Annotated in this window: 27 protein-coding genes and 1 tRNA gene; 14 read left to right on the top strand and 14 right to left on the bottom strand. The window is 39.4% G+C overall.

Going from position 1 to position 25,179, the window contains the following annotated elements; genetic code table 11:
* Positions 1 to 56: 56 nt before the first annotated feature.
* Positions 57 to 132, bottom strand: a tRNA-Ala gene (locus tag H5090_RS09075).
* Positions 133 to 298: 166 nt separating this feature from the next.
* On the opposite strand from H5090_RS09075, the gene H5090_RS09070 reads away from it, so the two are divergent.
* Both H5090_RS09070 and H5090_RS09065 read left to right on the top strand, forming a co-directional pair.
* Positions 299 to 694, top strand: a complete 396-nt coding sequence (locus H5090_RS09070) for a hypothetical protein (RefSeq protein WP_182694033.1) — start codon at positions 299 to 301, stop codon at positions 692 to 694.
* Position 695: 1 nt separating this feature from the next.
* Complete coding sequence (locus H5090_RS09065) at positions 696 to 1,196, top strand: prolyl-tRNA synthetase associated domain-containing protein (RefSeq protein WP_154903604.1); 501 nt, start codon at positions 696 to 698, stop codon at positions 1,194 to 1,196.
* On the opposite strand, the gene H5090_RS09060 is transcribed toward H5090_RS09065, so the two are convergent.
* A complete protein-coding gene (locus H5090_RS09060; RefSeq protein ID WP_165723902.1) occupies positions 1,163 to 2,311 on the bottom strand; it encodes an MFS transporter in 1,149 nt (382 codons plus the stop codon). The two genes, H5090_RS09065 and H5090_RS09060, sit on opposite strands and share 34 nt — an antisense overlap.
* Before the next feature lie 198 nt (positions 2,312 to 2,509).
* On the opposite strand from H5090_RS09060, the gene H5090_RS09055 reads away from it, so the two are divergent.
* The 4 genes from H5090_RS09055 to H5090_RS09040 all read left to right on the top strand — a co-directional run bounded on the left by H5090_RS09055 (position 2,510) and on the right by H5090_RS09040 (position 5,690).
* Positions 2,510 to 3,049 (top strand): DUF2058 domain-containing protein, encoded by a 540-nt coding sequence (locus H5090_RS09055; protein WP_002957867.1) that lies wholly within the window; start codon positions 2,510 to 2,512, stop codon positions 3,047 to 3,049.
* Between the two features lie 182 nt (positions 3,050 to 3,231).
* Positions 3,232 to 3,555 (top strand): c-type cytochrome, encoded by a 324-nt coding sequence (locus tag H5090_RS09050; RefSeq protein ID WP_002957866.1) that lies wholly within the window; start codon positions 3,232 to 3,234, stop codon positions 3,553 to 3,555.
* A 165-nt stretch (positions 3,556 to 3,720) separates the two neighbouring features.
* Complete coding sequence (locus H5090_RS09045; protein ID WP_010554363.1) at positions 3,721 to 4,488, top strand: class II aldolase/adducin family protein; 768 nt, start codon at positions 3,721 to 3,723, stop codon at positions 4,486 to 4,488.
* A gap of 26 nt (positions 4,489 to 4,514) precedes the next feature.
* Positions 4,515 to 5,690, top strand: coding sequence for a mandelate racemase/muconate lactonizing enzyme family protein (locus H5090_RS09040; RefSeq protein WP_007375956.1), 1,176 nt, complete (start codon positions 4,515 to 4,517; stop codon positions 5,688 to 5,690).
* Positions 5,691 to 5,784: 94 nt separating this feature from the next.
* Here H5090_RS09040 and H5090_RS09035 read toward each other — a convergent pair whose 3' ends face one another.
* The 8 genes from H5090_RS09035 to zapB form a co-directional block, all read right to left on the bottom strand.
* On the bottom strand, positions 5,785 to 6,156 hold the full coding sequence (locus H5090_RS09035; RefSeq protein ID WP_024595815.1) for a hypothetical protein: 372 nt from the start codon (positions 6,154 to 6,156) through the stop codon (positions 5,785 to 5,787).
* A 49-nt stretch (positions 6,157 to 6,205) separates the two neighbouring features.
* Positions 6,206 to 7,045: an amidohydrolase gene (locus tag H5090_RS09030; RefSeq protein WP_182695516.1), complete on the bottom strand. Its 840-nt coding sequence runs from the start codon at positions 7,043 to 7,045 to the stop codon at positions 6,206 to 6,208.
* A complete protein-coding gene (locus tag H5090_RS09025; protein ID WP_182695515.1) occupies positions 7,042 to 7,770 on the bottom strand; it encodes an SDR family NAD(P)-dependent oxidoreductase in 729 nt (242 codons plus the stop codon). The genes H5090_RS09030 and H5090_RS09025 overlap by 4 nt, the downstream gene beginning before the upstream one ends.
* Positions 7,771 to 7,791: 21 nt before the next feature.
* Positions 7,792 to 8,280, bottom strand: coding sequence for a peptidylprolyl isomerase (locus tag H5090_RS09020; protein ID WP_002957860.1), 489 nt, complete (start codon positions 8,278 to 8,280; stop codon positions 7,792 to 7,794).
* A gap of 66 nt (positions 8,281 to 8,346) precedes the next feature.
* A complete protein-coding gene (locus H5090_RS09015) occupies positions 8,347 to 9,816 on the bottom strand; it encodes a LysM peptidoglycan-binding domain-containing protein (protein WP_182695514.1) in 1,470 nt (489 codons plus the stop codon).
* Positions 9,817 to 9,871: 55 nt separating this feature from the next.
* Positions 9,872 to 10,894 (bottom strand): MBL fold metallo-hydrolase, encoded by a 1,023-nt coding sequence (locus tag H5090_RS09010; RefSeq protein ID WP_182695513.1) that lies wholly within the window; start codon positions 10,892 to 10,894, stop codon positions 9,872 to 9,874.
* A gap of 63 nt (positions 10,895 to 10,957) precedes the next feature.
* A complete protein-coding gene (locus H5090_RS09005) occupies positions 10,958 to 11,263 on the bottom strand; it encodes a cell division protein ZapA (protein ID WP_002957856.1) in 306 nt (101 codons plus the stop codon).
* Entirely contained in the window at positions 11,263 to 11,493 is a 231-nt protein-coding gene (zapB, locus tag H5090_RS09000) for a cell division protein ZapB (protein WP_002957855.1), read from the bottom strand. The genes H5090_RS09005 and zapB overlap by 1 nt, the downstream gene beginning before the upstream one ends.
* A gap of 238 nt (positions 11,494 to 11,731) precedes the next feature.
* Between zapB and H5090_RS08995 the strand changes: the two genes are divergently transcribed.
* Positions 11,732 to 12,571, top strand: coding sequence for a 23S rRNA (adenine(2030)-N(6))-methyltransferase RlmJ (locus H5090_RS08995; protein ID WP_182671457.1), 840 nt, complete (start codon positions 11,732 to 11,734; stop codon positions 12,569 to 12,571).
* A gap of 107 nt (positions 12,572 to 12,678) precedes the next feature.
* Here H5090_RS08995 and H5090_RS08990 read toward each other — a convergent pair whose 3' ends face one another.
* The 3 genes from H5090_RS08990 to H5090_RS08980 form a co-directional block, all read right to left on the bottom strand.
* A complete protein-coding gene (locus H5090_RS08990; RefSeq protein ID WP_182695512.1) occupies positions 12,679 to 13,497 on the bottom strand; it encodes an META domain-containing protein in 819 nt (272 codons plus the stop codon).
* A gap of 121 nt (positions 13,498 to 13,618) precedes the next feature.
* On the bottom strand, positions 13,619 to 14,185 hold the full coding sequence (locus tag H5090_RS08985; RefSeq protein ID WP_007586451.1) for a PhnA domain-containing protein: 567 nt from the start codon (positions 14,183 to 14,185) through the stop codon (positions 13,619 to 13,621).
* Between the two features lie 78 nt (positions 14,186 to 14,263).
* Positions 14,264 to 15,013, bottom strand: a complete 750-nt coding sequence (locus H5090_RS08980; protein WP_024595823.1) for an ABC transporter substrate-binding protein — start codon at positions 15,011 to 15,013, stop codon at positions 14,264 to 14,266.
* Between the two features lie 149 nt (positions 15,014 to 15,162).
* On the opposite strand from H5090_RS08980, the gene H5090_RS08975 reads away from it, so the two are divergent.
* From H5090_RS08975 to H5090_RS08945, 7 genes are all read left to right on the top strand, one after another.
* Positions 15,163 to 16,428, top strand: coding sequence for an EAL domain-containing protein (locus H5090_RS08975; protein WP_182694109.1), 1,266 nt, complete (start codon positions 15,163 to 15,165; stop codon positions 16,426 to 16,428).
* A gap of 2 nt (positions 16,429 to 16,430) precedes the next feature.
* Entirely contained in the window at positions 16,431 to 17,045 is a 615-nt protein-coding gene (locus H5090_RS08970; protein ID WP_182695511.1) for a paraquat-inducible protein A, read from the top strand.
* Positions 17,046 to 17,139: 94 nt separating this feature from the next.
* Entirely contained in the window at positions 17,140 to 17,502 is a 363-nt protein-coding gene (locus H5090_RS08965) for a hypothetical protein (protein ID WP_259395075.1), read from the top strand.
* Positions 17,503 to 17,759: 257 nt separating this feature from the next.
* Positions 17,760 to 19,136: a TolC family protein gene (locus tag H5090_RS08960; protein ID WP_182695510.1), complete on the top strand. Its 1,377-nt coding sequence runs from the start codon at positions 17,760 to 17,762 to the stop codon at positions 19,134 to 19,136.
* On the top strand, positions 19,126 to 20,688 hold the full coding sequence (locus H5090_RS08955; protein WP_182695509.1) for an efflux RND transporter periplasmic adaptor subunit: 1,563 nt from the start codon (positions 19,126 to 19,128) through the stop codon (positions 20,686 to 20,688). The genes H5090_RS08960 and H5090_RS08955 overlap by 11 nt, the downstream gene beginning before the upstream one ends.
* 8 nt (positions 20,689 to 20,696) lie before the next feature.
* On the top strand, positions 20,697 to 23,816 hold the full coding sequence (locus tag H5090_RS08950; protein ID WP_182695508.1) for an efflux RND transporter permease subunit: 3,120 nt from the start codon (positions 20,697 to 20,699) through the stop codon (positions 23,814 to 23,816).
* A 200-nt stretch (positions 23,817 to 24,016) separates the two neighbouring features.
* Complete coding sequence (locus H5090_RS08945; RefSeq protein WP_182695507.1) at positions 24,017 to 24,472, top strand: hypothetical protein; 456 nt, start codon at positions 24,017 to 24,019, stop codon at positions 24,470 to 24,472.
* A gap of 137 nt (positions 24,473 to 24,609) precedes the next feature.
* Here the strand turns inward: H5090_RS08945 and H5090_RS08940 are convergent, their stop codons facing one another.
* Positions 24,610 to 25,116 carry a glycine cleavage system protein R gene (locus H5090_RS08940; RefSeq protein WP_002957843.1) on the bottom strand — a complete coding sequence of 169 codons (507 nt, stop codon included), beginning with the start codon at positions 25,114 to 25,116 and terminating at the stop codon, positions 24,610 to 24,612.
* Positions 25,117 to 25,179 lie beyond the last annotated feature (63 nt).

The following is a 25,179-nucleotide window of genomic DNA, read 5'->3' as shown; positions in this document are numbered from 1 at the left end:
AATAAAAACAGTGGAAAAATAGAAGAGTAGAACGAATTTGAAAAGGAGTAGGAAAGTGGTGGAGCTAAGCAGGATCGAACTGCTGACCTCCTGCGTGCAAGGCAGGCGCTCTCCCAGCTGAGCTATAGCCCCACATTCCTAAGTTACATATAATGTAACTGCTTGACTGCTGAGTTCCAAGCGGGACGAACTTTAAGTTTTTTTATAAATTTGGTCAAGTATTTTTTCGTAAATTTTCACTGTTTACGTCAATTTTTGTTAGACTCGGCTTAATTCAAAACTAAAACGATAAAAAACAATGAAAAAATGTGTTCTAGCGCTTATGGTTTTACTCGCTGGCTGTGCCTCAAATGATGAGCCGCCTTTTGAAATAAATAATAAACAGTTTCACGAAAAGCAAGATGATCAAGGCAATAAGCTTTTTGCTTATGTTGTTTCGGTAAAAGCTAAGCATCGTGAAAACTTTAACCTTGACCGTGGTTCTAATAAGAGACCAAGTCGTGGTGAGGTTAAGCAGTATATAGAGAAAGAGCATTTTGAAGAGTCGAGCATTCTGAAGTTACAGCTAGAAGACCAAGCAGTTGAATTATTAAATCAGGAGCTAAAAGATCGTAAGTATTGCGACAACAAGCATGAAGTTAATGATGTTTTATGGCGAGATTTGAGTGTACAACTAAGAGGGCGTTGTTTGTAATATGTTGGCTGATAAAACTAAGTTAGCAGAGCTTTTGGCGCACCTAGATATTAACTATGATGTAATAGAGCATCCGCCGCTACATACTAGCTTAGCGGCAGATGAGTTTATGATTGAGCGCCCAGGTACTCGTCTTAAAAACCTATTTTTACGCGATAACGAAGGCAAGCGACACTTTTTAGTTATTACAGCGCACAATAAGCAGCTCGACTTAAAGGCACTATCAAAGCAACAAGGGCTTTCACGCTTAGGGTTCGCATCGAGTGAGCGGCTAGCTAAATATTTAAAAGTGGCTCCTGGGTGTGTATCTATGTTGGCTCTTTTAAATGATAAGCAAAACGAAGTGAGCTTATGGGTTGACCAAGATATTTGGCACGGTGATTTGTTTCATTGTCATCCGTTTGAAAACACCCAAACATGGTTGCTTAGTAAAGCTGATTTAGAAACATTTTTTAATTACACAAAGCATCAACCGCGCGTTGTATTTTTACCCTCAAAATAAGCCCACATAATTAACGATAAACCACATAAGCAAACCGCAAGCAGCGTAAACATAAACGCTGTTTGCCCATGATGTTGGTATACCACACCGGGTAATAACGACCCCAATGCGCCACCACTGTAATAAAACGATACATATCCGCCATTGGTTACACTTGGTGGGGCTTTACTTATTTTATTAACGAGCGGTGCGGCAGTTGAATGAATCACAAACATAGCACCACAAAACAAAGTAAATGCGATTAAAAATAAGCTAAGCTGATGGCTCATTAATAAAATAATACTCACACTATAAAAACTAAATACCGCAGTTAATAAGTGCCAAGGCGAAGGGACTTTTTTAAGTAACCAAGGTGCAGCAATAGAGGCGAGGGCACCAATTAAATAACCACTGTAAACTAAACCTATGTCACGAGTATTGGTAATTAAAAACGTGTTTTGTAATATAAACGGTAAGTAATTAAGCAGTGCAGCGAAACAAAAAAACATACAAAAAACGGCGCCGTAAACTTTAAGTACAGCGCCTTCTTTAAGTTGTTTAATGTAATCGAGTGGGGAGAGCTGCGACTGTTTAGCTGGGTTTGTAAAGCGGGAATGCTTAACTGTCAAAGCTAAGCAAAGAAGCATAAAAGCAATTACGTAATAAAAGCTCTGCCAATTCCATAAGTCGCTAAACAAAGCGGCAAGCACACGTCCAAAGTAACCACCAACTATACTGCTACCAATATATAGGGTCATATTTTTTTGAAGTGTATCAGCGCTATAACTCATGCCTATATAGCTAGTCATTGCTGTTAAAGCTGCGGGGAGCGTTAAACCCTGTAAAAATCTGACTAATAATAAAAGCTCAAAGCTAGGTACATAAATAAAAAGTAAGCAGCTAAGGCCTAAAAGCACCATTGCAATACGTAATATAAGTAGTGGATTTATTTTTGCTAAAAATAAACCATAAACGAGCGGGGCAATGGCTAAGGGCAGCATAGTTGCAGTCATTAAGCTGCCAGCTACCGCAGGTGCTACATTAAATTCGCTCGCAAAAAGGCTAAGTAGGGGTTGCGGTGCATAAAGCACAAAAAATATAAATACCGAGCAAACGAGTAGATGAGGTAAACGCATTATATGGCTTGTGCATTTGCTGATTGGTTGTCTGGTATTGTATTAAAAATTGGTTTTAATTCATAATTAAAACCATAGTCATTGCGCTATATCATGGTTTGTTTTAACTAGTTTGCTAGATTAATGTCGATAGCGCTGTTATTTGAACTCGTTGGTGATTAAAATAGCGATAATATTAGTTTTTAGTGGAACAAAGTCATGGGTTCATTACAAGACCAATTGCTTCAAGCAGGATTAACAACATCGCATAATGCTAAAGTTGCTAAATCAGAAAAGCGTAAGCAACAAAAAAAGCAAAAGAAAGGGGCTACTAGCAACCCAAGTGATCTGCAAAAGCATATTCAACAAACCAAGCTAGAGCAGCAAAAAAAAGCTGAAGAGCTTAACCAAACACGCCAAGTGAGCTTAAAGCAGCGCGAACAAGAAGCGCGTGTTAAACAAATTTTAGAACACCACAACCAAGATGCTATTCGTGGTGAGCGCACATTTAATTTTACTTATCAAAACAAAGTAAAAAATATCGACGTGAACGAGAAAACGCAAAAAGCGTTATCGGGCGGTCGTTTAGCTATTTGTGTACTAGAAGGGCAATTTTACGTATTAGACGACGAACCAGCACGCAAAGTGGCTGAAGTTGACGAAAAGTATATTGTTTTTCATGTAGAGCCAGAAAACAAACCAAAAGATGAAGATGACCCATACGCAGACTTTGAAGTACCAGATGATATAGTGTGGTAATAGTTATTAAGGGTAAGCTCATTTTTATTTGCTAAAGTATATAAAAGTGAGATAGAAACGAGTTAGCGGTTTTTGGTTAAGTTGATCGTCTAGCGTCGTTTCGTACGTATGCTTTTTATTTGATTGTTTACTACAATCAATAGAACAGTTTTTCTAACCGTCAAAAAAGAAGAGTAAATACAATGAGCAAGATGAAAACACTACTATTAGGCGCGGGTATTACTTTAGCCGCAAGCTTCTCGTTTAATGCAGCAGCTGCCGATGGCGCTGCACTTTATACCGCTAAGAATTGTCAAACTTGTCATGGCGCTGAAGGTAAAGCACCAATTATGGGTATGTACCCTAAACTAAACGGTCAAAACAAAGACTACTTAGTAGCGCAAATGAAAGATATTAAGTCAGGTGCACGTAATAACGGTATGACCATGGCAATGAAAGCAATGGTTGCAACGGTAACTGATGAAGAGTTTGAAGCAATTGCAGATTACCTAGCTAACGTAAAATAATTTACGCAGTTATACCATTTTAATGCAATTGGTATTTTAGTTTTACAAACAGCCACACAATAGTGTGGCTGTTTTGTTTGGTGTTTGCTATAAAATAGAGACTGCTTTAGACTTCTAAACATCTGTTCGTACAGGTTAATAATGTACGTTTTTAAAAGGCTCATTATGTTTGATTTACCCCAACTCGATTTAAAAAATAAAGTATCAGCACAAGAGTGGCAACTTCGTGTTGATTTAGCCGCATGTTATAGACTGGTAGAGCACTTTCGTTGGGGGGATTTAATCTATACGCATTTATCAGCACGTTTGCCTGGTACCGACCACTACTTAGTGAATGCGTTTGGTTTAACCTTTGATGAAGTAACTGCCTCTAATTTAGTAAAGGTAGACTTAGACGGCAACATTATTGACGATACGCCATTTAGTATTAATCCAGCTGGTTTTACTATTCACAGTGCGATTCATGAGGTACGCGAAGACGCTCATTGTGTTATTCACCTTCATACCAAAGAAACAATCGCAGTCGCTACACAAAAAAATGGTTTATTACCGCTTAGCCAATATTCAATGTTTTCATTGCCATCGCTTTCTTATCATGGCTACGAAGGGCTTGCAGTAAACGACGACGAGCGAAAAGTGCTGCAAGATGATTTGGGCAGCACTAACCATATGTTATTGGTAAACCACGGTGGCTTAACGGTAGGCCCAACGGTAGGCGATGCGTTTATGCGCTTTTATGATTTACAGCGAGCGTGTGAAATTCAACTAGCGCTACAATCAAGCTCGCAAGAGGTGATTGAAGTACCGCAACCTATAATCGACAATATTTATAATCAAGCAAACGTAGTACACAGTGGCAGCACTGGCGGGCAACTTGCGTGGCCTGCGATGTTACGTAAAGCGTATCGACTTGACCCTAGTTTTGCAAAATAACCCATAGCGGTTAATAAGGAATTTTAATGAAAGTAAATCGCGTTGAAGTATTTGATATTCACTGTCCTGATAGACCTTCTTGGACACCTGTGTTTGTACGAATTCATACTGACGAAGGTATTAGTGGTGTTGGCGAAGCGGGCCTTGCATACGATTTAGGTCACAGTGCTGCAGCGGCTATGATTAAAGAAATGGCCGACGCCTTTTTAATCGGCCACGACCCATTTCAAACAGAAAAACTATGGTCTCGTATGTTACGTGAGAGCTTTTGGGGTTTAGGCGGCGGACCTGTTGTATATGCTGCAATGAGCGCAATTGATACCGCACTTTGGGATATAAAAGGTAAAGCGCTTGGTTTACCTGTATACCAGTTATTAGGCGGTAAAGTTAACGACAAACTACGCACTTACGCATCGCAATTACAGTTTGACTGGGATAGCGAATTTAAAGCGCTAGTACAACCGCAAGAATATGCAGAAGCGGCTTTAAAGGCGATGGCCGAAGGTTACGATGCAGTAAAAGTAGATCCAATTCAGTACGATAAAGACGGCAATACTTATTACGATCGTACAAAAATAATTTCACGTACTGAAATGAAGCTATACCGTGCGCGCATGCAAGCTATTCGCGAAGCAGTAGGCGACGAAGTAGACATTATTTTTGAATGCCACAGTTTACCAGGCGTGACAACAGCCATTCAGTTGGGTGAAATTGCAGAAGAATTTGACTGTATGTACTTTGAAGAGCCAGTTAACTACCTAAACCACTCATTACATGCAAAAGTAGCAGATAAAGTTAATGTGCCAATTGCTGGTGGTGAACGTTTGTATAATCGCTGGGGTGTGCGCCCGTACTTAGAAGATCAAAGTATTGATGTTCTGCAACCTGATATTGGTTTATGTGGTGGCTTTACCGAAACTAAAAAAGTATGTGATTACGCAGATATCTTTGATGTGCGTATTCAAGCTCACGTATGTGGCGGGCCTGTTGCAACAGCAGCATCACTGCACTTAGAAACGGCTATCCCTAACTTTTTGATTCATGAGCACCACACTTATGCGATTAAAAAGTGGAACCGCGAGTTATGTTTACAAGACCCACAACCTAAAAATGGTTTCTTTGAAGTGTCAGAAGAGCCAGGGTTGGGTATTGAATTAAATGATGAGATTGTTATGCGTTCTCAACGCGTAGAAATAAAATAATAGCCTTTTAACCTAACTTTAGGTCATGCATTAAAAAGCCGGTAAGTGATTAGTCACTTACCGGCTTTTACTTGTTTGGTAAAGTTTTAGCTTGTTATAACTCGTTAATTCTACATTCTACGTCTTTAAGCTCAATAGTGGCTTTACTATCAAGGTGGCGTATATAGCATTGCTTGCCTTTAATCATCAATTCAAACTGATCGGGTGTATTGCGACTTTGCGTGTCGATAATATTATTACCATCCACATTGCTAAGGGTTACTGTGCTGCTGGTAGTAAATACATTCTCAGCTAATTGAGTTTCTTGTATATGTACAAGTGTTTTAATTGCTTTGCTAACGGCTGTTTTATTTGGCTTTGCCAGTAGAGCATGTTGCAGCTTAGGTGTAGGGTCTGGATTTTGAGATATGCAGCCATTGAGAAAAAACGCAGAAAATACAACGATTAGTAAAAAGTACATTTTCATAAATTGGCCGTATTATTATAAAAAGAGAGTTTAATATAACTAGTTTTACTTAAACTTGGTAGTAGTGCTTAGCGTTTGCATAGCTAAGGTCATGCCATGTCTTATCGTTTGAGCATAACGCCTTATGGGAGTGCCATAGGGTGTTGTAGCTTGTATTTATTTGGCACACAGGAAAGTTGCTAGCAAACATAATACGCTGCTGGCCAAAGTGATTAAAAAGAAAATTAAAACACGCGGCTTGTTGCTCACTGGTGAGCCTAAGTAATTCAAAACCAGAGAATTTAATTGCTATGTTGTCGTGCTGAGCAAGTAACTCAACACCTTGTTGCCAGTCATTTAAATTACTTGGCAGTCCTGCATGATTAATTATAATTTGAAGCTGCGGTAGCTGCTTAGCGTAGTAAGCTATTTGTTTGGTTATTTCGCTATTTTCAATATCAAATTGAGCTTCAAAATGCAGTTTATTTGTAGCCAATAAATTAAGGTTATTAATACAATGAGGGCTTTTTAGTCTCACTGCATCATCTTCTTCGGTTATATCTCTTATACCACAAAAGCTTGAATGAGCCAGTGCATTCAGCGCGTGATTAAATTGCTCTGCGGGCGCATCAATTTGGTTGTAACTAATAGCCTTAAATGAAAGGTTTTTTAAATGCGAGCTTAGCCAGTTTAACTCGTTTATAGGTGATTGATTATCAAACCCAGCCTCAATGTGCACAATACCCGCAAGTTCAAAATCAGTACTTTTAACAAGTTGCTTTGCACTTATTGGTTGTTTAATTTTTTCTAGGTTAGGCCATGCTGGTGGGTTTTCGCCTTGTAGCCAAGTATATTGCCCCTCGGCAAGATTAAAAAAATGCACATGAGGGTCAATAATTTGCATGCTCATTGGGCAGTGTAACCACCGTCAATACTTTGTAGGCTGCCAGTAATAAAGCTGGCATCATCACTTGCTAAAAAGCTTACAAGGGCAGCAACCTCATCGGCTTGACCTAATCGGTTGAGCGGTTGAAGACTTGCTTCCTCGGCAACTATTTCAGCTTTATTTGCGCCACTGTTTGCGCAGTACGCATCTATCGCGTTATGAAATAGCGGGGTTTCTATTGTGCCAGGGCATACCGCATTTACTCTAATATTAAAGCTCGCGTAATCAAGCGCCGTTGTTTTGGCCATTGAGGCAAGAGCATGTTTTGTTAGGTTATACGCAAAAGAGTTTTGCTTACCTATAATTGCTTGATCGGATGCGACTAATATAATAGCGCCGCTATTTTGCGCTTTCATGCTTGGCAATACGCTTTGTACTGCGGCATAGGCGCCTTTAACATTAAGCGCAAAAAGTGCATCGAGAGTTTGCTCGTCGGTGCTTTCTATATTTGCGCTTAAGTGTTTTCCAGCATTAGAAACAAGTACATCAATACGTTTGCTTTGTTCACAGATAGCGTTGATACAGCTTTGTACCGCCGATACATCACTTACATCACACTGATGAAATATACCAGTTTCGCTTGGCTCTATATCAAGGTTATGTACTTTATAGCCATTACTTAGAAAACGCTTTACAACGGCTAGACCAATTCCTTTTGTACCACCTGTAACTACTGCAACTTTAGACATACTTACTTCCTTTATCGCTAACTAGTGAGAGTGACCACAGCCGCCTTCAGCGTGCACATGTCCGTGAGAAACTTCTTCACTTGTTGCTTCACGTACAGATACAACTTCAACGTCAAACGTGAGTGTTTTGCCCGCAAATGGGTGGTTTAAATCACAATCTGCGTTAAAACGACCAACCTTAACAATAGTAACCTGATGACGACCTTGGTTAGAGCTAACCATTGCTGTCATACCTGGTTTCCATACTTTAACGTCGCCTTGTAGATGCTTAAGCGGAATACGTTGAATTAAATCATCAACACGCTCGCCGTACGATTCACTTGGCTCTAGAGTTACACTAAATTTTTCGCCGGCTTCTTTACCTTCAAGTGCTTTTTCTAAACCAGGAAGCATGCCTTCGCTGCCATGAATGTAAGTAAGTGGCGCTTCGTTTGTGCTACTTTCAATTTGCTCGCCCGCTTCGCTAAGGGTGTAATGAAATTCAACTGCTGAATTTTTGCTAATTTGCATGCTTGTCTCTTCAAATAATAACTATGTTAGGGCGCAATTTTACGCGAAATATACTTGTTTATAAACTTAACGTGGCTGATTTAGTGTTTTTTGTAAATCTAGCAGTAAATCTTTTTTTATTGGTGCTGCTTTTTGCTTTTCAGCCTGTGGTATAAACAGTACTAATTGAGTGCCAGGCTTTAAAATACTTGATGCAGAGAGTTTGTTCCATTTTGCCAAGTCGCTATGAGGTACATCATAAAGCTGACTTATACTCCAAAGGCTATCGCCTGACTTAACTTCGTAATCTATTTCAATGGTGGGGATCGCAATCTCTTGGTGTTCTAAATAAGGGCTGATTTTGTAATCAACAGTTAATGTGCTTGGCAGAGTTTTAGGTTGTCCAACTAATAACTTTTCTCCAACACCTATTAAATTATTATTTTTATTATTAAGTTGTTTTAAAGCTTTTACAGACATACTAAAACGCCTGGCGATACTGTAAAGCGTATCGTTTTGTTTAACGATGTACTCTCCAGCAAAGTTTGATTTGAAGAACTGACTTTTTAATAATGCTTCTTGCCCTATAGGCAGCAGTAAAGTGTGCGGCCCGTTAGGTGAGCTTTGATTTTTTAAATATCCCTGATTAATAGCATGTAACTGCTTTGAACCTATACCAGAGAGCTTGGCGATGACTGAAAAGTCGAACTGCTGGCCTATGTTCATCTGTGTTGTAAATGGTTTATATGCAAGCTTTGGGCGTTTAATGCCCTTTTGTGGATGTTTAACTAAATAGCTTAAAGCGAGTAATTTGGGTACATAATCAGCGGTTTCTTTTGGCAGGCTGAGCGACCAGTAATCGGTGCTTTTACCGCGTTTTTTATTTTTTTCTATTGCGCGTTTAACGCGGCCTTCACCACTGTTATAAGCGGCCAAAGCGTGTAGCCAATTACCATCAAAGCGTTTATGTAAGTAACTTAAGTAATCAAGTGCAGCATCGGTTGAAGCAAGTACGTCTTGGCGCCCGTCATACCATTGGTCTGACTTAACACCAAAGTGATGCGCCGTTGCGCCAACTAACTGCCAAACACCAACAGCTTGCTGTGATGAGGCTATTGTTGGTCTAAAATCGCTTTCTACAAATGGTAGTAATGCGAGCTCCATAGGTAATTGCTTTTGCTCAATTTTTTTTACGATGTGATACAGGTAAGGCGCTGCGCGTTTGCTCACCGTTTGTAAGTAGTTAGGTTGCTTTGCATACCAGCTGATACGCTTTTTTAACGCGCGATTTTGATAAATCGTAAAGTGTAGATTATTGGCTATATGCACCCACAGATCGGTGGTTTTTGGTGGGCGCTTTTTTACGATTGTTTTTTTGAATTGAAGTGGCGTAACTGGCTCATTAACTTGAGGCGTTTGAGCTACTTCCTCGTCAATATCATAAGTATAGTCAGGCTCAAAATGAGTAAATATTTGTGGAGCTTCTTGTGGTTCTTGCTCCGTTGATTGACAACCAAATAACAAAATACCCAAACAACATAAAACCAAACTGCGCATAGTGATCACTTTTGTAAATTCCTTTTATTATTTTAACACAATCCGTTGTGTTGAGTTATTCTGCGCTTTTTACGCGATTTAGGCCTGCTTGTAAAAAAAAGTTACTCGATTTTATATTAAGCGCTTCTTGTTTATAAGGCTCAATAACTGATTCAGGAAACGACAGCATTAACTGCTCAATACTTTGATCTTTACTGTTTTTAACATGCTCCGTTATGGCTGTTAAAAATGATAGCGGCTGTTTCAGCTGCTCTTTTGTTAATGTGCCGCCGTGGCCAGGTATAATAATAGTGAGCTTTTCGTCGTTAATATATTGCTTAAGCAACGTTTGCCAACTTTTAAGTTCGCCGTGACCAGGGTAAGGAAGCCAGTCAACGATATCGCCACCAATCAGCACACTGCCCTTATTAGTAGTAATAGTTAAATCACCGTTAGTATGGGCTTGCTGCGGCTCAAGCGTTACCTCAAAACCACCAAGGTCGATAATTTTACGACTATTAATTACTATTTCGGGTTTGCTAAGCTGATACTCCTGCCAGCGAAAAAGTCGCTTTTTTGCAAGCTTTAACTTATCACGCCATTTAGCTTGCTCTTCTTTAGGGACATTCGCTAATCGTTGGTAGCTCAGCTCAATGCTCTTTTCATAGGTGTCTAGTTTGTCGGTATATGCTGTTTGGTAAAGGCTAAAATTTTTATTTACTTGCTGATGAACAACGAGCTTGGCATCAGGATAAAAATTTTGCATAACCGCCATACCTAGCAAGTGATCGTCATGGTAATGCGTGGCAACCAAATAGCATAAAGGTGTTTTAAGGCGTTTTTTTAAATCTTCAGCAAGTTGTTCAACTGCAGCAAAATTGGCACTCGTATCAACCAGTAGGGCACATTTTTCGCCTTCAATTAATACTTGGTTAGAGTCGTAAAAGCGAAGCTTGTCTTGTTGCTTTAAAAACTGAACATGAGGGTTTATTGTATTCCAAGTAACGGCAGCGTAGGTGTTAGGTGCTATTGATAATAAAGTGCATGCCAATAGTAAGTGCTTATATGAAGAGGTTATGTTTGAAAGTTTTAACTTCATTTATTATCTCTACGCTGAGGTTTAATTACTTTAATAATAAACAAAAAGCGCAGTATGCGCTTTTTATTTTTGGTGTTTGGGGTCATTTGCCAAATGCTGACTGAGTTTATCAATCAATTGGTCTTGATGCTGTTGTTCAACTGTAGCCTGTGTTTTTGCTTCTAGCAATTCGTGGCTTAAGTTTAATGCTGCCATTAGTAGGGCTTTTTGATCGTTTCTAACGGTTGAGCGTTGTTTCATTTGCTCAACTAAGTCATTTAGATTTTTAGCTGCTGCTATTAATGCATCTTCCTGCCCTTCGGGGCAAGCAAATTGCTGCTCTTTACCTAGCAACTCAACAGTGACCCGCTGGTTTTGCAGCTCAGACATTAGCTAGCCTGTTGTGCGCTTTGTAATTTATCAAGAAGACCAGATAAAGTAGTGCTGGCATCTTTTTGCTTTTCTTCATTTTCTAAAGCTTCAAGCTGTAGTAATTCGTTTTCATCACTTAGTTTAGTGTTCTGTTCTTTTAAAGTAGCAACATCTGTTTGTAATTGATTATTACGTTCGATTAAAGAATCGATCAGTTGTTCGAGTTGTTGAAGAGTAGTGTTGTTCATAAAGGCGCTCATATAACTGTAATTAATGTCATGCAAATGTAAAGCAAAGTGTGTTGATTTGCCAGCATTTACGGTGGTTTTAGCTGATTTTTCTTCTGCGTTAAGGGATAATTCAGTATATGAGCTTTTTCATTCAGAAATGGTTCACTTTAACACTCTCTTATCTTGGTGTGAGTTGCCAAAGCCTAGTGCTTATGGTTCACTTACGATATTAAATTGCGTATGGCGAAAATAAATAATGCTTAGTTACAGACACTCATTTCATGCGGGTAATCCTGCCGATGTACTTAAACATTTAGTACTGGCACAAGTACTAAATTATCAAACAATTAAAGATAAACCGCTTGATTATATAGACACGCATTCAGGTGCTGGCTTTTTTGAACTGGCAGCTGCTGATGCGCAAAAAACGCAAGAGTATCAAGATGGTATTGAAAAACTTTGGCAACATAAAAGTGAACATGCTGAGCTTAATGAGTACATTGAATTAATTAAGTCATTTAACGACACTGACGAACTTGCATTTTATCCGGGTTCACCAAAAATTGCAGAGCATTACTTGCGCCGCCAAGATAAGGGTTGGTTTTTTGAACTGCACCCGCGCGATTTATTATTACTTGAAGAAAATATGCAAGGTAAGCGCTCCATTCGTGTGCGCGGAGAAGATGGCTTTACCGGCTTAGTAGGATTATTACCACCAGCATCTCGCAGAGCGTGTGTGTTAATTGACCCTCCGTACGAAATTAAAGATGACTACGAAACGGTTGTAAAAACCTTAGTTAAAGCTCATCAGCGTTTTGCTACAGGTACTTATATGATTTGGTATCCGGTAGTAGACAGAGAGCGCATTGATAATATGGAGCAGGGCTTAATTGATTCAGGAATGCGCAACATTCAGCTATTTGAATTAGGCACTGAAGCGGACACTGACGTACACGGCATGACAGCATCTGGCATGATTGTGATTAACCCTCCATGGAAGCTAAAGCAAACAATGGATGCAATAATGCCTGAACTTGTTGATTTGTTGAGTGAGCCAAGTGGTTTTTACAGAAGTGAACAACTCGTTGATGAGTAGCTTTAAATAGTGCTTACAATGAATGATAAAATGCCCAGTTTTGCTGGGCATTTTATTTAAAATCAATACGAATGTGTTAGGTAACACATATATTAGGGAGCTAAATATTAATTAAAATAAACTGCGTTAAAAGTAGCAAGCGTATTACCGCTGTTGTTTTTAAGTTTTAGTGACTCGCCTGTAATTTCCCACTTTGAAGTATTGTTAAGTACGTTAGACATAGCTGCCTCTTGGTCCATATTCTCCGAACACATCTTTTTTGTACTCGCTAACTGACTAAGTGTAATTGTGTGCTGCTCGGTGCTATAACTTCCGCTAAAATTATTACAGCCTAAAAAGCCATTAACACGGTAGTCTTTATCGAACTGAATAAACGGCTCTTTAGTTCTAACATTTACTGTTTGAGCATTGATTGTTATTGCTTTCCAGTACGTGTTTGTAAGCGTTATGTCTGGCTTTTCAACGGATACTTTTGAAAGCTCAATTTTATAAGGGCCAGTTAGCTGGGATTCTCTAAATGGGTCGTTATTTGTGGTACTTGTGTAAAGTACTTTGTCTTTATTTATGATTCTGGCGCTTAGGCTATAGCGGTGTTTATCGTTAACTTTACTGGCATCATAAGTTAGCTCTACAGTAAATGGTGGGGCTTGGGTAATATCAATCACTTCTTGGGTTATTATATCTGCTTTTACATCCATTTTAGATACATCCGAAAGCGTAACTATTAACTGTGAACCGGGGCGAAGCATACTGCGATCTTTGTAGCTAACTTGGGTAGTTAGAGTCGATATTGATTTTGCTTGCTCTGTATTTTCAGTCGGCTTTGTTTGTTGATCACAACCGGTTATAGCAAAAGCGCTCAGTGCTAATAAACTAAGTCCTGTAAGTGCTTTTTTACGTGAATGTACTGCTTGATGCTTTTCCATGTTTGTTATCCTTACTCAATATTATCCCCCTAGTGTATTACCTAGTGACTTAATCATTCCTTAACTTATTTTAAACATAAAAAAAGGCGCATTAGCGCCTTTAATAATTAAAAACAAACGATTATTTTTTAACAAACTTAGTTAAAATAACTATGCGCTGGCCGTCAACTCGCCCTTCAATATGTTCAGGGTTGCTGGTTAGGCCAATATTACGAACAGCTGTTCCGCGTTTAGCTGTAAGGCTACTACCTTTAACGTCTAAGTCTTTAATTAGGGTAACAGTATCGCCTGCTTGAAGTACTACACCGTTGCTATCTACATGCTTTAAATCGTCATCTTCAGCAAGTGCTTTTTTAGCCCACGTTAGCGTATCTTCTTCAAGGTAAATCATGTCTAGCGCATCTTGTGCCCAGCCATTATCAGGCGCTAAACGCGAAAGCATTCTGTAAGCTACAACTTGTACTGCAGGGGTTTGGCTCCACATGCTATCGTTTAAACAGTGCCAATGCGTAGGCGTTATTTCGCTGTTATTCTCGATTTGATCTTTACATGTTTGACACGTGTAAATACATTTATCTGAGTGGGTTTCAGTTACCGGTGGTACTTCATAAACAGATAAGTTCTCGGTGGCTGCACACAATTCACATTGATTATTACTACGTTCGATTAAGGCTTTTTCAATACTCATGGGGCTCTTTCTGATTCTGGTCGAGTTAACATTTGCTGCTATTGTACTCCAAAACACGAGCTCTGCGCCATTAGTCCCTTAATTTTGTGTGGGTATATTACTCATATACTTATCTTCAATAGTTTTTATATATCCTTGAGCGTGAAGGTTTTTAATTGCTAGGTTTATCTGGGGCAATAATTCTTTGTGTTTGCTCAATAAGCGAATTCTTAAAAAACCATGGGAATGCTGTGCGCCAAAGGCAATGTTTATCCCTAACTGCTTTGCCCAATAGAGCGCAGTTAACTTACCTACTAGTGCAGCTTCTACACGGTTTCTTGATAGGGCTGTCATAAGTTCTTTTTCGGATGGAAAGTCAACACGCTCAAAGGTGTTGTCATTAAAGTAATAGTAACCTAGTACCGTTCCTATATTTTTACCCTTCAAGCTATCAGCGCTTTGCCAATGCTGGGCATTTTTAGGCAAGGTAACAATCATTTCTGTGGCATAAATAAGCGGCTCTGAAAAAACATAACGAGGGTCATTTCTCTCACTCTTTGAGAGCCATTCTAATGAAATAACATCAAAATCGATTATTTCATCTTGTAAATATTTGGTAATACGCTTTGTAGGTAGGTCGATATGAGAAGCTGCAATATTGGCATCATCGAGTACTTTTTCAATAATTTCGGGTAATATGCCAGGCTTTTCTGGATCATTTGTATAATATGGATAATGACTCCCTGACGCGCTGACATTATATTTGAGGGGAGTAGGATTAATGCTGGCATAGCTAAAAAATACAAATAGCAGAGGGCTCAGTACTAATAACCGAATAAAGTTAGTCAAATCTCTACCTTTTATATTAATATTTTATATTAGTGTTGTGTAATTTTAACGTTTTTGCAATGACGACTATATTTATCTTATGCGTGTTGCATTAAAGTACACATATTATTGGCTGTTTTGCCATCTTTTATTTATAGGTTTAGAGCCAAGTGAAATTACATAACATACCTGATGAAGTACAAAAAATAACTCAGTTTGTTGCGCGGCAACCTATTTTTGATATAGACCAGAATGTTTTCTCGTACGAATTGCTTTATAGAGACTCAGCCAATAATGCGTTTCCTGTAGGCACTTCTGATGTCCATGCGACAAGCCGCCTATTTTTTAATGCTTTAATGTTGGTTGGTTTAGATAGACTTACCGCACATCATTTAGCTTTTATAAACTTGTCATCAGAAACTATTCTCGATAACTTCCCCAAACTTTTATTGCCAGAAAATAGTGTTATTGAAATAGTGGAGCGCACGGGTAATATTCCTGCGGTGGCTGAGCGTGTGCAAGAACTTAAAAAAGAAGGCTATGTTTTTGCACTTGATGATTACGATGGCGATCCAAAATGGGAGCCACTGTTAGCACATGTTGATTACATAAAAATTGAGATAGATGATCCGGTTATTAAAACCAATATGCGCATTAAAAAAATAAAACGCGCAAATCCACATGCAAAAATAATTGTTGAACGAATAGAGACGCATGAACAATTTAATGTATTAAAATTGGCTGGCTGCGATTTATTTCAGGGGTTCTTTTTTTCTCGCCCAGAAATGATTACGTATAAAGGTGTAGAGCCTTCAAAGCTAACCGTTTTTGATCTATTGCGTTTTACAGCAAAAGAAACACTTTGCTTTAAAGAAGTTCATCAACGAGTGGCCAGAGATGTCGCCATAACAGCGAGGGTTTTAAAGCTAGCTAACGCGCGTTCAGGCAAAGCAAATTTAGTCATTACGTCTATTTCACAAGCGGTTATTTATTTAGGTGAGGACACAATAAGACAATTTGTTCGCGTATTAGCAATTAGTGAGTTAGGGGTCGAAAAACCAACCGAATTAACTAAGCTTGCTTTAACGCGGGCTCAATTTATGTCGCTAATATTGGAGCAAAATAATAAAGAGTTGACCGAGCAAGGGTATCTGGTGGGTTTGTTCTCGGTGCTTGATGCTATTTTAGATGCTGAATTAAAAGATATAGTTAAAGAGTTTACTTTAGATGCTGCAATATCTGATGCGTTACTATTAGAGAGCGGCATCTTAGGGAACTGTTTATCGCTTATAAAAGAGTTTGAATTAGATAATATAGATGAAGCTATGGTCCATTTGGCCAACATAAACTCAGAGCTGCATATTGGCGATATATTTAATTTTTTATTGGATGCTGTTTTATACAGTGATGACATTATTGAGGCAATAGCAGAATAAATATGCGTAATTGGTTGTCGGTTATAAGTGTAGTGGTTGCTCTTTGTTTATTGTTTCCTGGTATTACAAAACCAGTATTAACAATAGAGGGCAACATAGATAAATCAAAATTAGCGCAAGCGGGCATTGAAATGCTTGCTGAAGAGGGTGATGGTCGGACTCGTAGCATGCTAATGATGTTCTCGAATATGCTAGGGCTTGATAAGTTAGAGGGCGAGATTAGCGCCTATAACAAAACACAAAGTATTTTAGGCACAGTTCAAGAGCTTTCTAGCAATAATAATTTATTTGTAGCTGCTTTAGTGGGGTTGTTTTCTATTGTTATTCCAAGCTTGAAGCTGCTATTACAATTGCTTTATTGTTGCCTACCTTTGAATGGGTTGAAGCAAAAGCTCGGTCTGGTTATTTGTGCATTAAGTAAGTGGAGCATGGTTGATGTATTTGTTATTGCATTAATAGTGACTTACCTAGCAGGTAACGCTCATGGTAAAAGTGGTGAGCTACTTGTTATGAATGCACAATTTGGTGAGGGTTTTTGGTATTTTAGCGCATATTGTATATTTGCAATTATCGCGAGTAACTTAATTAAAACACCTGATAAACCGCAGTCTACATAATTAAAGTATTTGTGGTTGCCGTTAGGTTATCTTACAATCATTTTAAAATTTATTAAAAGGCATAATGTTGCAACGTTTTTACTCTAGTTTACTCATGATAACTTTACTGCTCACTTTTGTGGGTCAGGCAGTGGCGTCTGTAGCTATGGTATGCGAAATGCCACATTTGCCAACGAAAACAGCAATGCATGCCCAAATGCCAATGACACACAGTAGTGATGCAACAGCTGTTGCTAGCATGTCTGAAAATATGATGCAGATGGATTGTTGCGACGACGAAAGTACGCCACAGAATGATTGCAAATGCCCTATCAGTGGCTGCGCTGCTAATTCAATGCTTAATGTTGATACTTTATTTAGCGTTACTTTACTTGAATCTGAAAAAGTAAATATAAGTGTATTTACTACACAAATTAATATACCTCGTTCACTCTACCGCCCTCCTATGTCTGCTTAATAGCAGGATAGGTGTAATATCAATTTTATTGAAAACATGCTCATTCTAGGAACTAAATACCTCTCTAACTGCGTTAAAAATTACTTATATAAAGCAACTATACTGCGTAATTTTTTCCTTGTTATAGAGCAATTTTCCTACCGCAATAATAGATCATTAATTCAATGAAATTGATATAAAAGGTTTTTGTAAAACTCCTAAACACCTTTTTTGCTTCCTAATTTAAGAATTTCTTTTATTTTTAGATGGAGCAGGTGATGAACCACGCTGTAAGTATTAAAGCCGTATTATGTAGTGTTGTGTTATTTAGCACAGTTGTTAATGCGCAAAACAATTCAAATAACCTAAATATCGATACGCTAAAGCAAGCCCGCAATGAGCAAACGCTTAGCTTAACGCAAGCGCTTAATTATGCACTAACGCATGAGCCATGGCTAAAAGCGAGTGGCTACCAAGAAGATGCCGCAATAGCACAAAGTATTGCCGCAGGCACCTTACCCGATCCTGTTTTAACGGTTGGCTTACTTAACTTACCTACTAACGGTTATGCGTTTGATCAAGAAGGGATGACGCAGCTTAAAGTCGATTTGAGCCAAAAGTTTAGCCGAGGGAATAGTTTAGCGCTTAAACAAAAGGCATTAGCTCAGTCTGCTCAACAATATTCTTGGCAGCGCGCCGATCGCTTAGCACAAGTAAAAGCAATTGTGATTGAGTCGTGGTTAAACGCGTATCGTGCTCAGCGAAGTATTGCTTTAATTGAGCAAGATAAAGGGCTATTTACTCAGCTTATTGAAGTTACCGAAGCAAGCTACGCAAGTACCTTAGGTAAAACACGCCAGCAAGATATTATTCGTGCGCAATTAGAACTCACTCGCCTTGAAGATAAGTTGGTTATGCTTGAGCAGCAATTTGAAAGTGCTAAAAACCGTTTAGCACAGTGGTTACCTATGAATATGCTTATGCAGCCTTTAAATGCCGAATTTACTAAAACCACAGGGCTGGTTGATTTTGCAAACCTTGAATTTGATAAATTAATACAGTTGCTTATGGCGCATCCCGCAATTATTGCGATAGAAAAAACCGTCACCGCAAAGCAAACCGAAGTTGCACTCGCCAAGCAAAGTTACAAACCTCAAATGGGCGTTAATGTGGGTTATGGTTACCGAGATGAAACGCCTATGGGGGAGTCGCGAGCTGATTTACTTTCAGTAGGATTTAGCATTGATTTGCCATTGTTTACTGATAACAGACAAGATCAACAGGTTAAATCGGCTATTGCTAGTGCAGAAGCTACTAAAACACAAAAGCTGGTGGCGCTTCAAAAACTCAAAGGCATGTACTTTAAGGAGTTTAGCCAACTCGCTCGTTTGCAAAAACGCGATGCGCTTTATCAAAATACGTTATTACCGCAAATGTCAGAGCAATCTCAAGCAACACTTAATGCTTATACGCGCGACGATGGGGATTTTTCTGACGTGATGCGCGCGCGCATTGGTGAACTTAACGCCAAAATAGACGCGCTTAATATTCAAGTAGAACAGCATATTATTACCGCTCGCCTTAATTATTATGCAAGTAGCTTAGACCCCCAAGTAATGAGCGATAAAACTGGAGAATTACATAATGAATACTAATTTAAAGTTACTTGTTGCTGCCTTAATCGGTGCGGGCGCATTTGCGTTAATTGGCGCCTTAGTAATGCAGTTTTTACCTAGCAACTCGGCAATGAATGAACAACAAAGCGCTGACAAACAGCCCTTATATTGGGTAGCCCCTATGGATAGTAATTACAGGCGTGACGCACCAGGGTTGTCGCCAATGGGAATGGATTTAGTCCCTGTGTATGAAAGCGATACTAACGCTCAGGATGGACCAGGTGCAGTAACTATTTCGCCTGCAGTAGTTAATAACTTGGGTGTAAGAACTGCCAAAGTAGAGCTTAAAACACTTCACAGCGATATAAATACTGTGGGTTATGTGCAATATAACCAAGACCAACTTATTCACATTCATCCGCGTGTAGAGGGCTGGATTGAAAGTTTATATGTTAAAGCGCAAGGTGCACAAGTTAAAGCCGGTGAGCCTTTATATACTTTGTATTCCCCACAATTGGTGAATGCACAGGAAGAATTTTTATTGGCGGTTAATCGTAATAATACAGTGTTAATTCGCGCAGCAAAGGCACGTTTAGAGTCGTTAAATGTGTCTGATGGATTTATCGAGCGCTTACAAAAAAATAAAAAGATAATGCAAAATATTACTTTTTACGCAAAGCAAAGTGGTGTGGTAGATGAGCTAACAGTACGAGAAGGCTTTTACGTTAAACCAGGCACATCAATGATGAGTATTGCTCAGCTTGATGAAATTTGGGTAGAGGCAGAAGTGTTTGAACGCCAATCAGAACAAGTGAGCGTGGGCTTGCCCGTTACAATGACGCTTGATTACTTAAAAGGTCAAAAGTGGGAAGGTAAGGTTGATTACATTTACCCCGCGCTTGATGCTAAAAACCGAACGCTGCGTGTAAGACTCAGGTTTGAAAATGCAGATCATCGGTTAAAACCAAATATGTTTGCACAAGTGAGCATTCACGCTAAGGCGAGTAAAGCGCAATTTACAGTCCCTAAAGAAGCGGTAATTCGCACGCAGCATCAAAACCGTGTGGTTATTGCATTAGGTGAGGGTCGTTTTAAATCGGTAGAAGTCGAAGTTGGGCAAATTAATAGTAATGAAGCGGTCATTTTGTCAGGTGTGACGACAGGTAACACGGTAGTGACCTCAGCGCAATTTTTAATAGATTCTGAGTCAAGTAAGAGCTCCGACTTTAAACGAATGGAAATGCCTAGTTCTAGCATTAGCTCAGGTATGAGTTCGGATTCTGGTTCAGACTCAAATATGAACATGGATATACAGCCACAAAGCGCCACGGTTAACGGCACTATTAATGCCATAGATACACAAAATCGCATTATTAATATTAGTCGAGAGGCCATTGAAAAATGGAATCGAGAACCCGCCACAATGGACTTTGTATTAGCGCCAGATATTGATATTACCAAGTTTGAAAATGCCCAGTATATTAATTTTACTTTTAGCATTATTAATGATGAATTTGTAATTACTAACGCGCAAAACGCAGAGCCGATTGATCATTCTACTATGCAACCTATGCAACACAGTTCTCACTAGGAGCCATTATGATAACTGCCATTATTCGTTGGTCTGTTGGCAATCGCTTTTTTGTGTTGTTGCTTACATTAATTTTACTGGGTGGAGGATTGTTTGCACTAAAAAATACGCCCGTGGATGCCTTACCTGACTTATCTGATGTTCAGGTCATTATAAAAACTACTTACCCGGGGCAAGCGCCGCAAGTAGTGCAAGACCAAGTTACATTTCCGCTCACCACTGCAATGCTTTCTGTGCCGGGTGCACAAACTGTAAGGGGTTTTTCGTTTTTTGGTGACTCGTACGTTTACGTTATTTTTGACGAAAAAACTGATTTGTATTGGGCGCGTAGCCGAGTACAAGAATACCTAAGCCAAGCAGCAAACCGATTGCCCGATAGCGCTACGCCAGAGCTTGGCCCTGATGCAACAGGCGTAGGTTGGATTTACTTATACGCACTAATTGATAAAACAAATAAACACGATATTAGTCAGCTACGAAGCTTACAAGATTGGTTTTTAAAGTTTGAGCTACAAACTGTGCCCGGTGTATCTGAAGTGGCTGCTGTTGGTGGCATGGTTAAGCAATACCAAGTCAATGTAGAGCCTGATAAATTACGTGCATATGGTATCCCGCTTAGCCTTATTCAAACGGCGATTCAACAAGGCAACCAAGAGATGGGCGCCTCGGTAGTTGAAATGGCTGAAGCTGAATACATGGTAACAAGCACAGGCTACATTAAAAGTGTTGCCGACCTAGAAGCTATTCCGCTTGGTGTAAACGCTAATGGTACTGCGCTGCAATTGCGTGATGTAGCCGATATTAGAGTCGGGCCGCAAATGCGCCGTGGTATTGCAGAGCTTAATGGCGAAGGCGAAGTGACCGGCGGCATCGTTATTATGCGCTATGGCGAAAATGCACAAAAAACTATTGAGCTGGTAAAAGCAAAATTAGAATCACTTAAAAAGGGATTACCAGAGGGCGTTGAAATAATCCCTGTGTACGATCGCTCCAACTTAATAAATAACGCGGTAGATAATCTAACAAGTAAGCTAATTGAAGAGCTGATTGTAGTTGCTTTAGTGTGTGTGGTGTTTTTGTTTCATGTGCGCTCATCATTGGTGGCAATTATTACGTTACCGCTTGGCATTTTAACGGCATTTATAATTATGTATTGGCAGGGGATTAACGCCAACATTATGTCTTTAGGAGGAATTGCAATAGCGATAGGTGCAATGACCGACGGCGCTATCGTCATGATTGAAAATATGCACAAACATATGGAAAATACGCCCCTTACCAACGAAAACCGCTGGGAAGTTGTGGCTAAATCGGCGAGTGAAGTGGGTCCTGCATTATTTTTTAGTTTATTAATTATTACCGTCAGCTTTATGCCGGTATTTATTTTAGAAGCGCAAGAAGGACGTATGTTTGCGCCACTGGCTTACACTAAAACCTATGCTATGGCAGCGTCTGCTGGGCTTGCGATTACCTTAGTGCCGGTATTAATGGGTTACTTTATTAGAGGTAAAGTTATTTCGGAGCAAAAAAATCCAGTTAACCGATTACTCGTCGCAGCGTATCGCCCACTACTTAACTGGGTGCTTAAATTTCCAAAAATGACATTGGTACTCGCGGTGGTTGTTTCTGTTATTGGCTTTTACCCGGTAAACAAAATAGGCAGTGAATTTATTCCGCCACTTGATGAGGGCGATTTAATGTATATGCCCACAACGTATCCTAGTTTATCGGTAGGTAAAGCGCGCGAAATACTACAGCAAACCGACAAGTTAATTGCCACAGTGCCCGAGGTTAAAACAGTATTTGGTAAAGTTGGGCGAGCAGAAACAGCAACAGATCCTGCGCCGCTTACAATGATAGAGACGTTTATTCAGTTAAAACCAAAAAACGAATGGCGCGAGGGTATGACGCTTGAAAAACTTAAAAAAGAACTCGACGGTTTGGTTAAGTTTCCGGGGTTGACGAACGCGTGGGTAATGCCAATTAAAACACGTATTGATATGCTCGCAACCGGTATTAAAACCCCTGTGGGTATTAAAGTTGCGGGACCAAAGTTGAGTGAAATTCAAAAAATTGGTCAACAAATAGAAGTGTTATTGAAAGATGTGCAAGGCACTGCATCGGTTTACTCAGAGCGAGTAGCCGGTGGACGTTATATAAAAGTAGATATAAATCGTGAAAAAGCCGCGCGCTATAGCTTAAATATTAGCGACATACAGCAAGTTGTATCTACTGCAATTGGTGGTACAAACGTAACTCAAACCGTAGAAGGGCAAGAGCGTTACCCAGTTAATTTGCGTTACCCGCAAGCATACAGAGACTCGCCAGAAGAGCTAATGCTGTTACCCATTGTAACGCCTACAGGGCAGCGTATAGCACTTGGTGATGTAGCCAATGTATTTATTGAAGATGGACCGCCTGGTATAAAAAGCGAAAATGCACGTTTAAACGGTTGGAGTTTTATTGATATAGATGGCGTTGATATTGGTACTTACGTTGAGCACGCTCAGCAAGTGCTCGATAAGGACCTAATACTACCTGCTGGCTACTCAATTACGTGGGCTGGGCAGTATGAATACATGCAGCGCGCTAAAGACAAACTGACTTATGTATTACCACTTACATTAGCGATTATTATTGTGTTGCTTTATCTTAATTTTAGAAGCTTTGCTGAGGTCACTATTATTATGGCTACTTTGCCACTGGCAATGATTGGTGGCGTATGGCTAATGTATTTAGAGGGCTTTAACTTTTCAGTTGCAGTGGGTGTAGGTTTTATTGCCTTAGCTGGGGTAGCGGTAGAAATTGGGGTCATTATGTTGGTGTATTTAAACCAAGCCTATCAAGAAAAATGCATCGAAGCAGAGCAGGCAGATAAGCCACTTAGTTTAGTGCAATTACAGCAAGCTATTATTGAAGGTGCAGGGCTTCGAGTACGCCCGGTTATGATGACTGTCGCGACAATTATTATTGGCTTGCTACCTGTGCTGTATGGCACAGGCACCGGAAGCGAAGTAATGAGTCGAATAGCTGCACCTATGGTTGGCGGTATGGGCAGTGCAATTGTACTCACCTTACTTGTTATTCCTGCGGTTTACCTACTGTGGCGCAAACAAGGACTTAAATAATATAAAGCAACAAGACGATAGAGCAGTGCGGTTACTACCCACGCATTGCTCTATAAAAATTACCTATAATTTGTAAGTTATTCTATTAAATTGCTAACTAATATCTATTTTAAAATTAACCTTCTGTTTTTAAATGGTTTTTTAATTGGCACGCTTTACGCAGTGTAGTACCTATACAGTCAACTAAGTAAGGAATGCACATGCAAGTTAAAACAATTAAAGAGGTATACGATTGGACCGTTTTGTTTCATACGCAAATGGCGGCTAATTTTCATAGCGTAAAGGATTTACTCGATGAACATAATGCAATGCTGGTGGACTACTACCTAAATTACGAAAAAAAACTCGCTGAAGATTTAGTCGGGTTTAAAGCGATAACCGAAATAAATACGCTCGATACGTACTGTTATGAATACTTTGCTAAAAATCCTGAGCTAATTACTTTCGAAGACATTAGTAAAGACCAGCAATTTGATGAGAAAGTTATTCAAGCTTATTTATCAGAGCAGCATCAAAAAATAATTGAATTATACGAATACTTACTTGAGCGCGCTGAAACTCAAAGTGGCCAAGAAAAGCTGCAACAAATACTAGAGCTGGAAAAGCAAGGTATAAAGCAAATGATGCAAAGTACGAATCGTCATATGGATATGTAGCTTTATAAGATAACTATTCAAAATAGCCGATGCTTGCATCGGCTTATTTTATGTCTGCGTTAAATAACCCGCAGAGGGCTTTGATAAACTGGCTAAAATAATATGCGTGTCAACAGTGTGGCACGCACCTAGGGAGATCAAACTTCTTCTGTATCTACAATTAAATCACTTGTTATTGATTCCAATGCTTCAATGACTTCGTCTTTATTCATACCATTGGGTAAAGTAACGGTAGCAACAGCGCTAAAAATAGGCACCCCCCAATTAGGCGCACTTTGCTGCCTTGAATTTAAATGAGTAATGTTAGCGCCTTTGTGGCGTATTACACTCGCCAACTCTTGAACAATACCTGGGCGATCGTTACCTGTTATAACCAGATTGATTTGTTCTAATGTTGATGGTTCAATTTCTGTGTTTCCGGTTTCAATTCGAACGTCTAACTTAGGTAACTTATTTAAAGCGCTTTGTAGTGATTGAAAGTGCTCCTCAGCAACTTCAAGTTGAATAATACCTGCAAAATGACCTAATAAATGGCTTAAGTTACTGCTTAGCCAGTTGCCATGATTTTGTAACACGACGGATGAGATACTCTCTACTAAACCAGGGCGATCTTGCCCTAGAATAGTTATAACCAACTGCTTCATAAATAATTCTCTTTTTAAGCCCAAAGAAAGTAAATGCATAGGCATTAAGTGTATTGTCTAATC

Origin of the sequence: Pseudoalteromonas sp. SR43-5 (assembly GCF_014163835.1) — a bacterium.
In the GTDB taxonomy this organism is placed as follows: domain Bacteria; phylum Pseudomonadota; class Gammaproteobacteria; order Enterobacterales; family Alteromonadaceae; genus Pseudoalteromonas; species Pseudoalteromonas distincta.
Note: the sequence above shows the minus strand (reverse complement) of the source record. Positions and strands in the feature narration are given on the sequence as shown.

Coding starts and splice junctions, on each gene's coding strand:
- H5090_RS09070 (WP_182694033.1), top strand. CDS start 299: ATGAAAAAATGTGTTCTAGCGCTTATGGTTTTACTCGCTGGCTGTGCC.
- H5090_RS09065 (WP_154903604.1), top strand. CDS start 696: ATGTTGGCTGATAAAACTAAGTTAGCAGAGCTTTTGGCGCACCTAGAT.
- H5090_RS09060 (WP_165723902.1), bottom strand. CDS start 2,311: ATGCGTTTACCTCATCTACTCGTTTGCTCGGTATTTATATTTTTTGTG.
- H5090_RS09055 (WP_002957867.1), top strand. CDS start 2,510: ATGGGTTCATTACAAGACCAATTGCTTCAAGCAGGATTAACAACATCG.
- H5090_RS09050 (WP_002957866.1), top strand. CDS start 3,232: ATGAGCAAGATGAAAACACTACTATTAGGCGCGGGTATTACTTTAGCC.
- H5090_RS09045 (WP_010554363.1), top strand. CDS start 3,721: ATGTTTGATTTACCCCAACTCGATTTAAAAAATAAAGTATCAGCACAA.
- H5090_RS09040 (WP_007375956.1), top strand. CDS start 4,515: ATGAAAGTAAATCGCGTTGAAGTATTTGATATTCACTGTCCTGATAGA.
- H5090_RS09035 (WP_024595815.1), bottom strand. CDS start 6,156: ATGAAAATGTACTTTTTACTAATCGTTGTATTTTCTGCGTTTTTTCTC.
- H5090_RS09030 (WP_182695516.1), bottom strand. CDS start 7,045: ATGAGCATGCAAATTATTGACCCTCATGTGCATTTTTTTAATCTTGCC.
- H5090_RS09025 (WP_182695515.1), bottom strand. CDS start 7,770: ATGTCTAAAGTTGCAGTAGTTACAGGTGGTACAAAAGGAATTGGTCTA.
- H5090_RS09020 (WP_002957860.1), bottom strand. CDS start 8,280: ATGCAAATTAGCAAAAATTCAGCAGTTGAATTTCATTACACCCTTAGC.
- H5090_RS09015 (WP_182695514.1), bottom strand. CDS start 9,816: ATGCGCAGTTTGGTTTTATGTTGTTTGGGTATTTTGTTATTTGGTTGT.
- H5090_RS09010 (WP_182695513.1), bottom strand. CDS start 10,894: ATGAAGTTAAAACTTTCAAACATAACCTCTTCATATAAGCACTTACTA.
- H5090_RS09005 (WP_002957856.1), bottom strand. CDS start 11,263: ATGTCTGAGCTGCAAAACCAGCGGGTCACTGTTGAGTTGCTAGGTAAA.
- zapB (WP_002957855.1), bottom strand. CDS start 11,493: ATGAACAACACTACTCTTCAACAACTCGAACAACTGATCGATTCTTTA.
- H5090_RS08995 (WP_182671457.1), top strand. CDS start 11,732: ATGCTTAGTTACAGACACTCATTTCATGCGGGTAATCCTGCCGATGTA.
- H5090_RS08990 (WP_182695512.1), bottom strand. CDS start 13,497: ATGGAAAAGCATCAAGCAGTACATTCACGTAAAAAAGCACTTACAGGA.
- H5090_RS08985 (WP_007586451.1), bottom strand. CDS start 14,185: ATGAGTATTGAAAAAGCCTTAATCGAACGTAGTAATAATCAATGTGAA.
- H5090_RS08970 (WP_182695511.1), top strand. CDS start 16,431: ATGCGTAATTGGTTGTCGGTTATAAGTGTAGTGGTTGCTCTTTGTTTA.
- H5090_RS08965 (WP_259395075.1), top strand. CDS start 17,140: ATGATAACTTTACTGCTCACTTTTGTGGGTCAGGCAGTGGCGTCTGTA.
- H5090_RS08960 (WP_182695510.1), top strand. CDS start 17,760: ATGAACCACGCTGTAAGTATTAAAGCCGTATTATGTAGTGTTGTGTTA.
- H5090_RS08955 (WP_182695509.1), top strand. CDS start 19,126: ATGAATACTAATTTAAAGTTACTTGTTGCTGCCTTAATCGGTGCGGGC.
- H5090_RS08950 (WP_182695508.1), top strand. CDS start 20,697: ATGATAACTGCCATTATTCGTTGGTCTGTTGGCAATCGCTTTTTTGTG.
- H5090_RS08945 (WP_182695507.1), top strand. CDS start 24,017: ATGCAAGTTAAAACAATTAAAGAGGTATACGATTGGACCGTTTTGTTT.
- H5090_RS08940 (WP_002957843.1), bottom strand. CDS start 25,116: ATGAAGCAGTTGGTTATAACTATTCTAGGGCAAGATCGCCCTGGTTTA.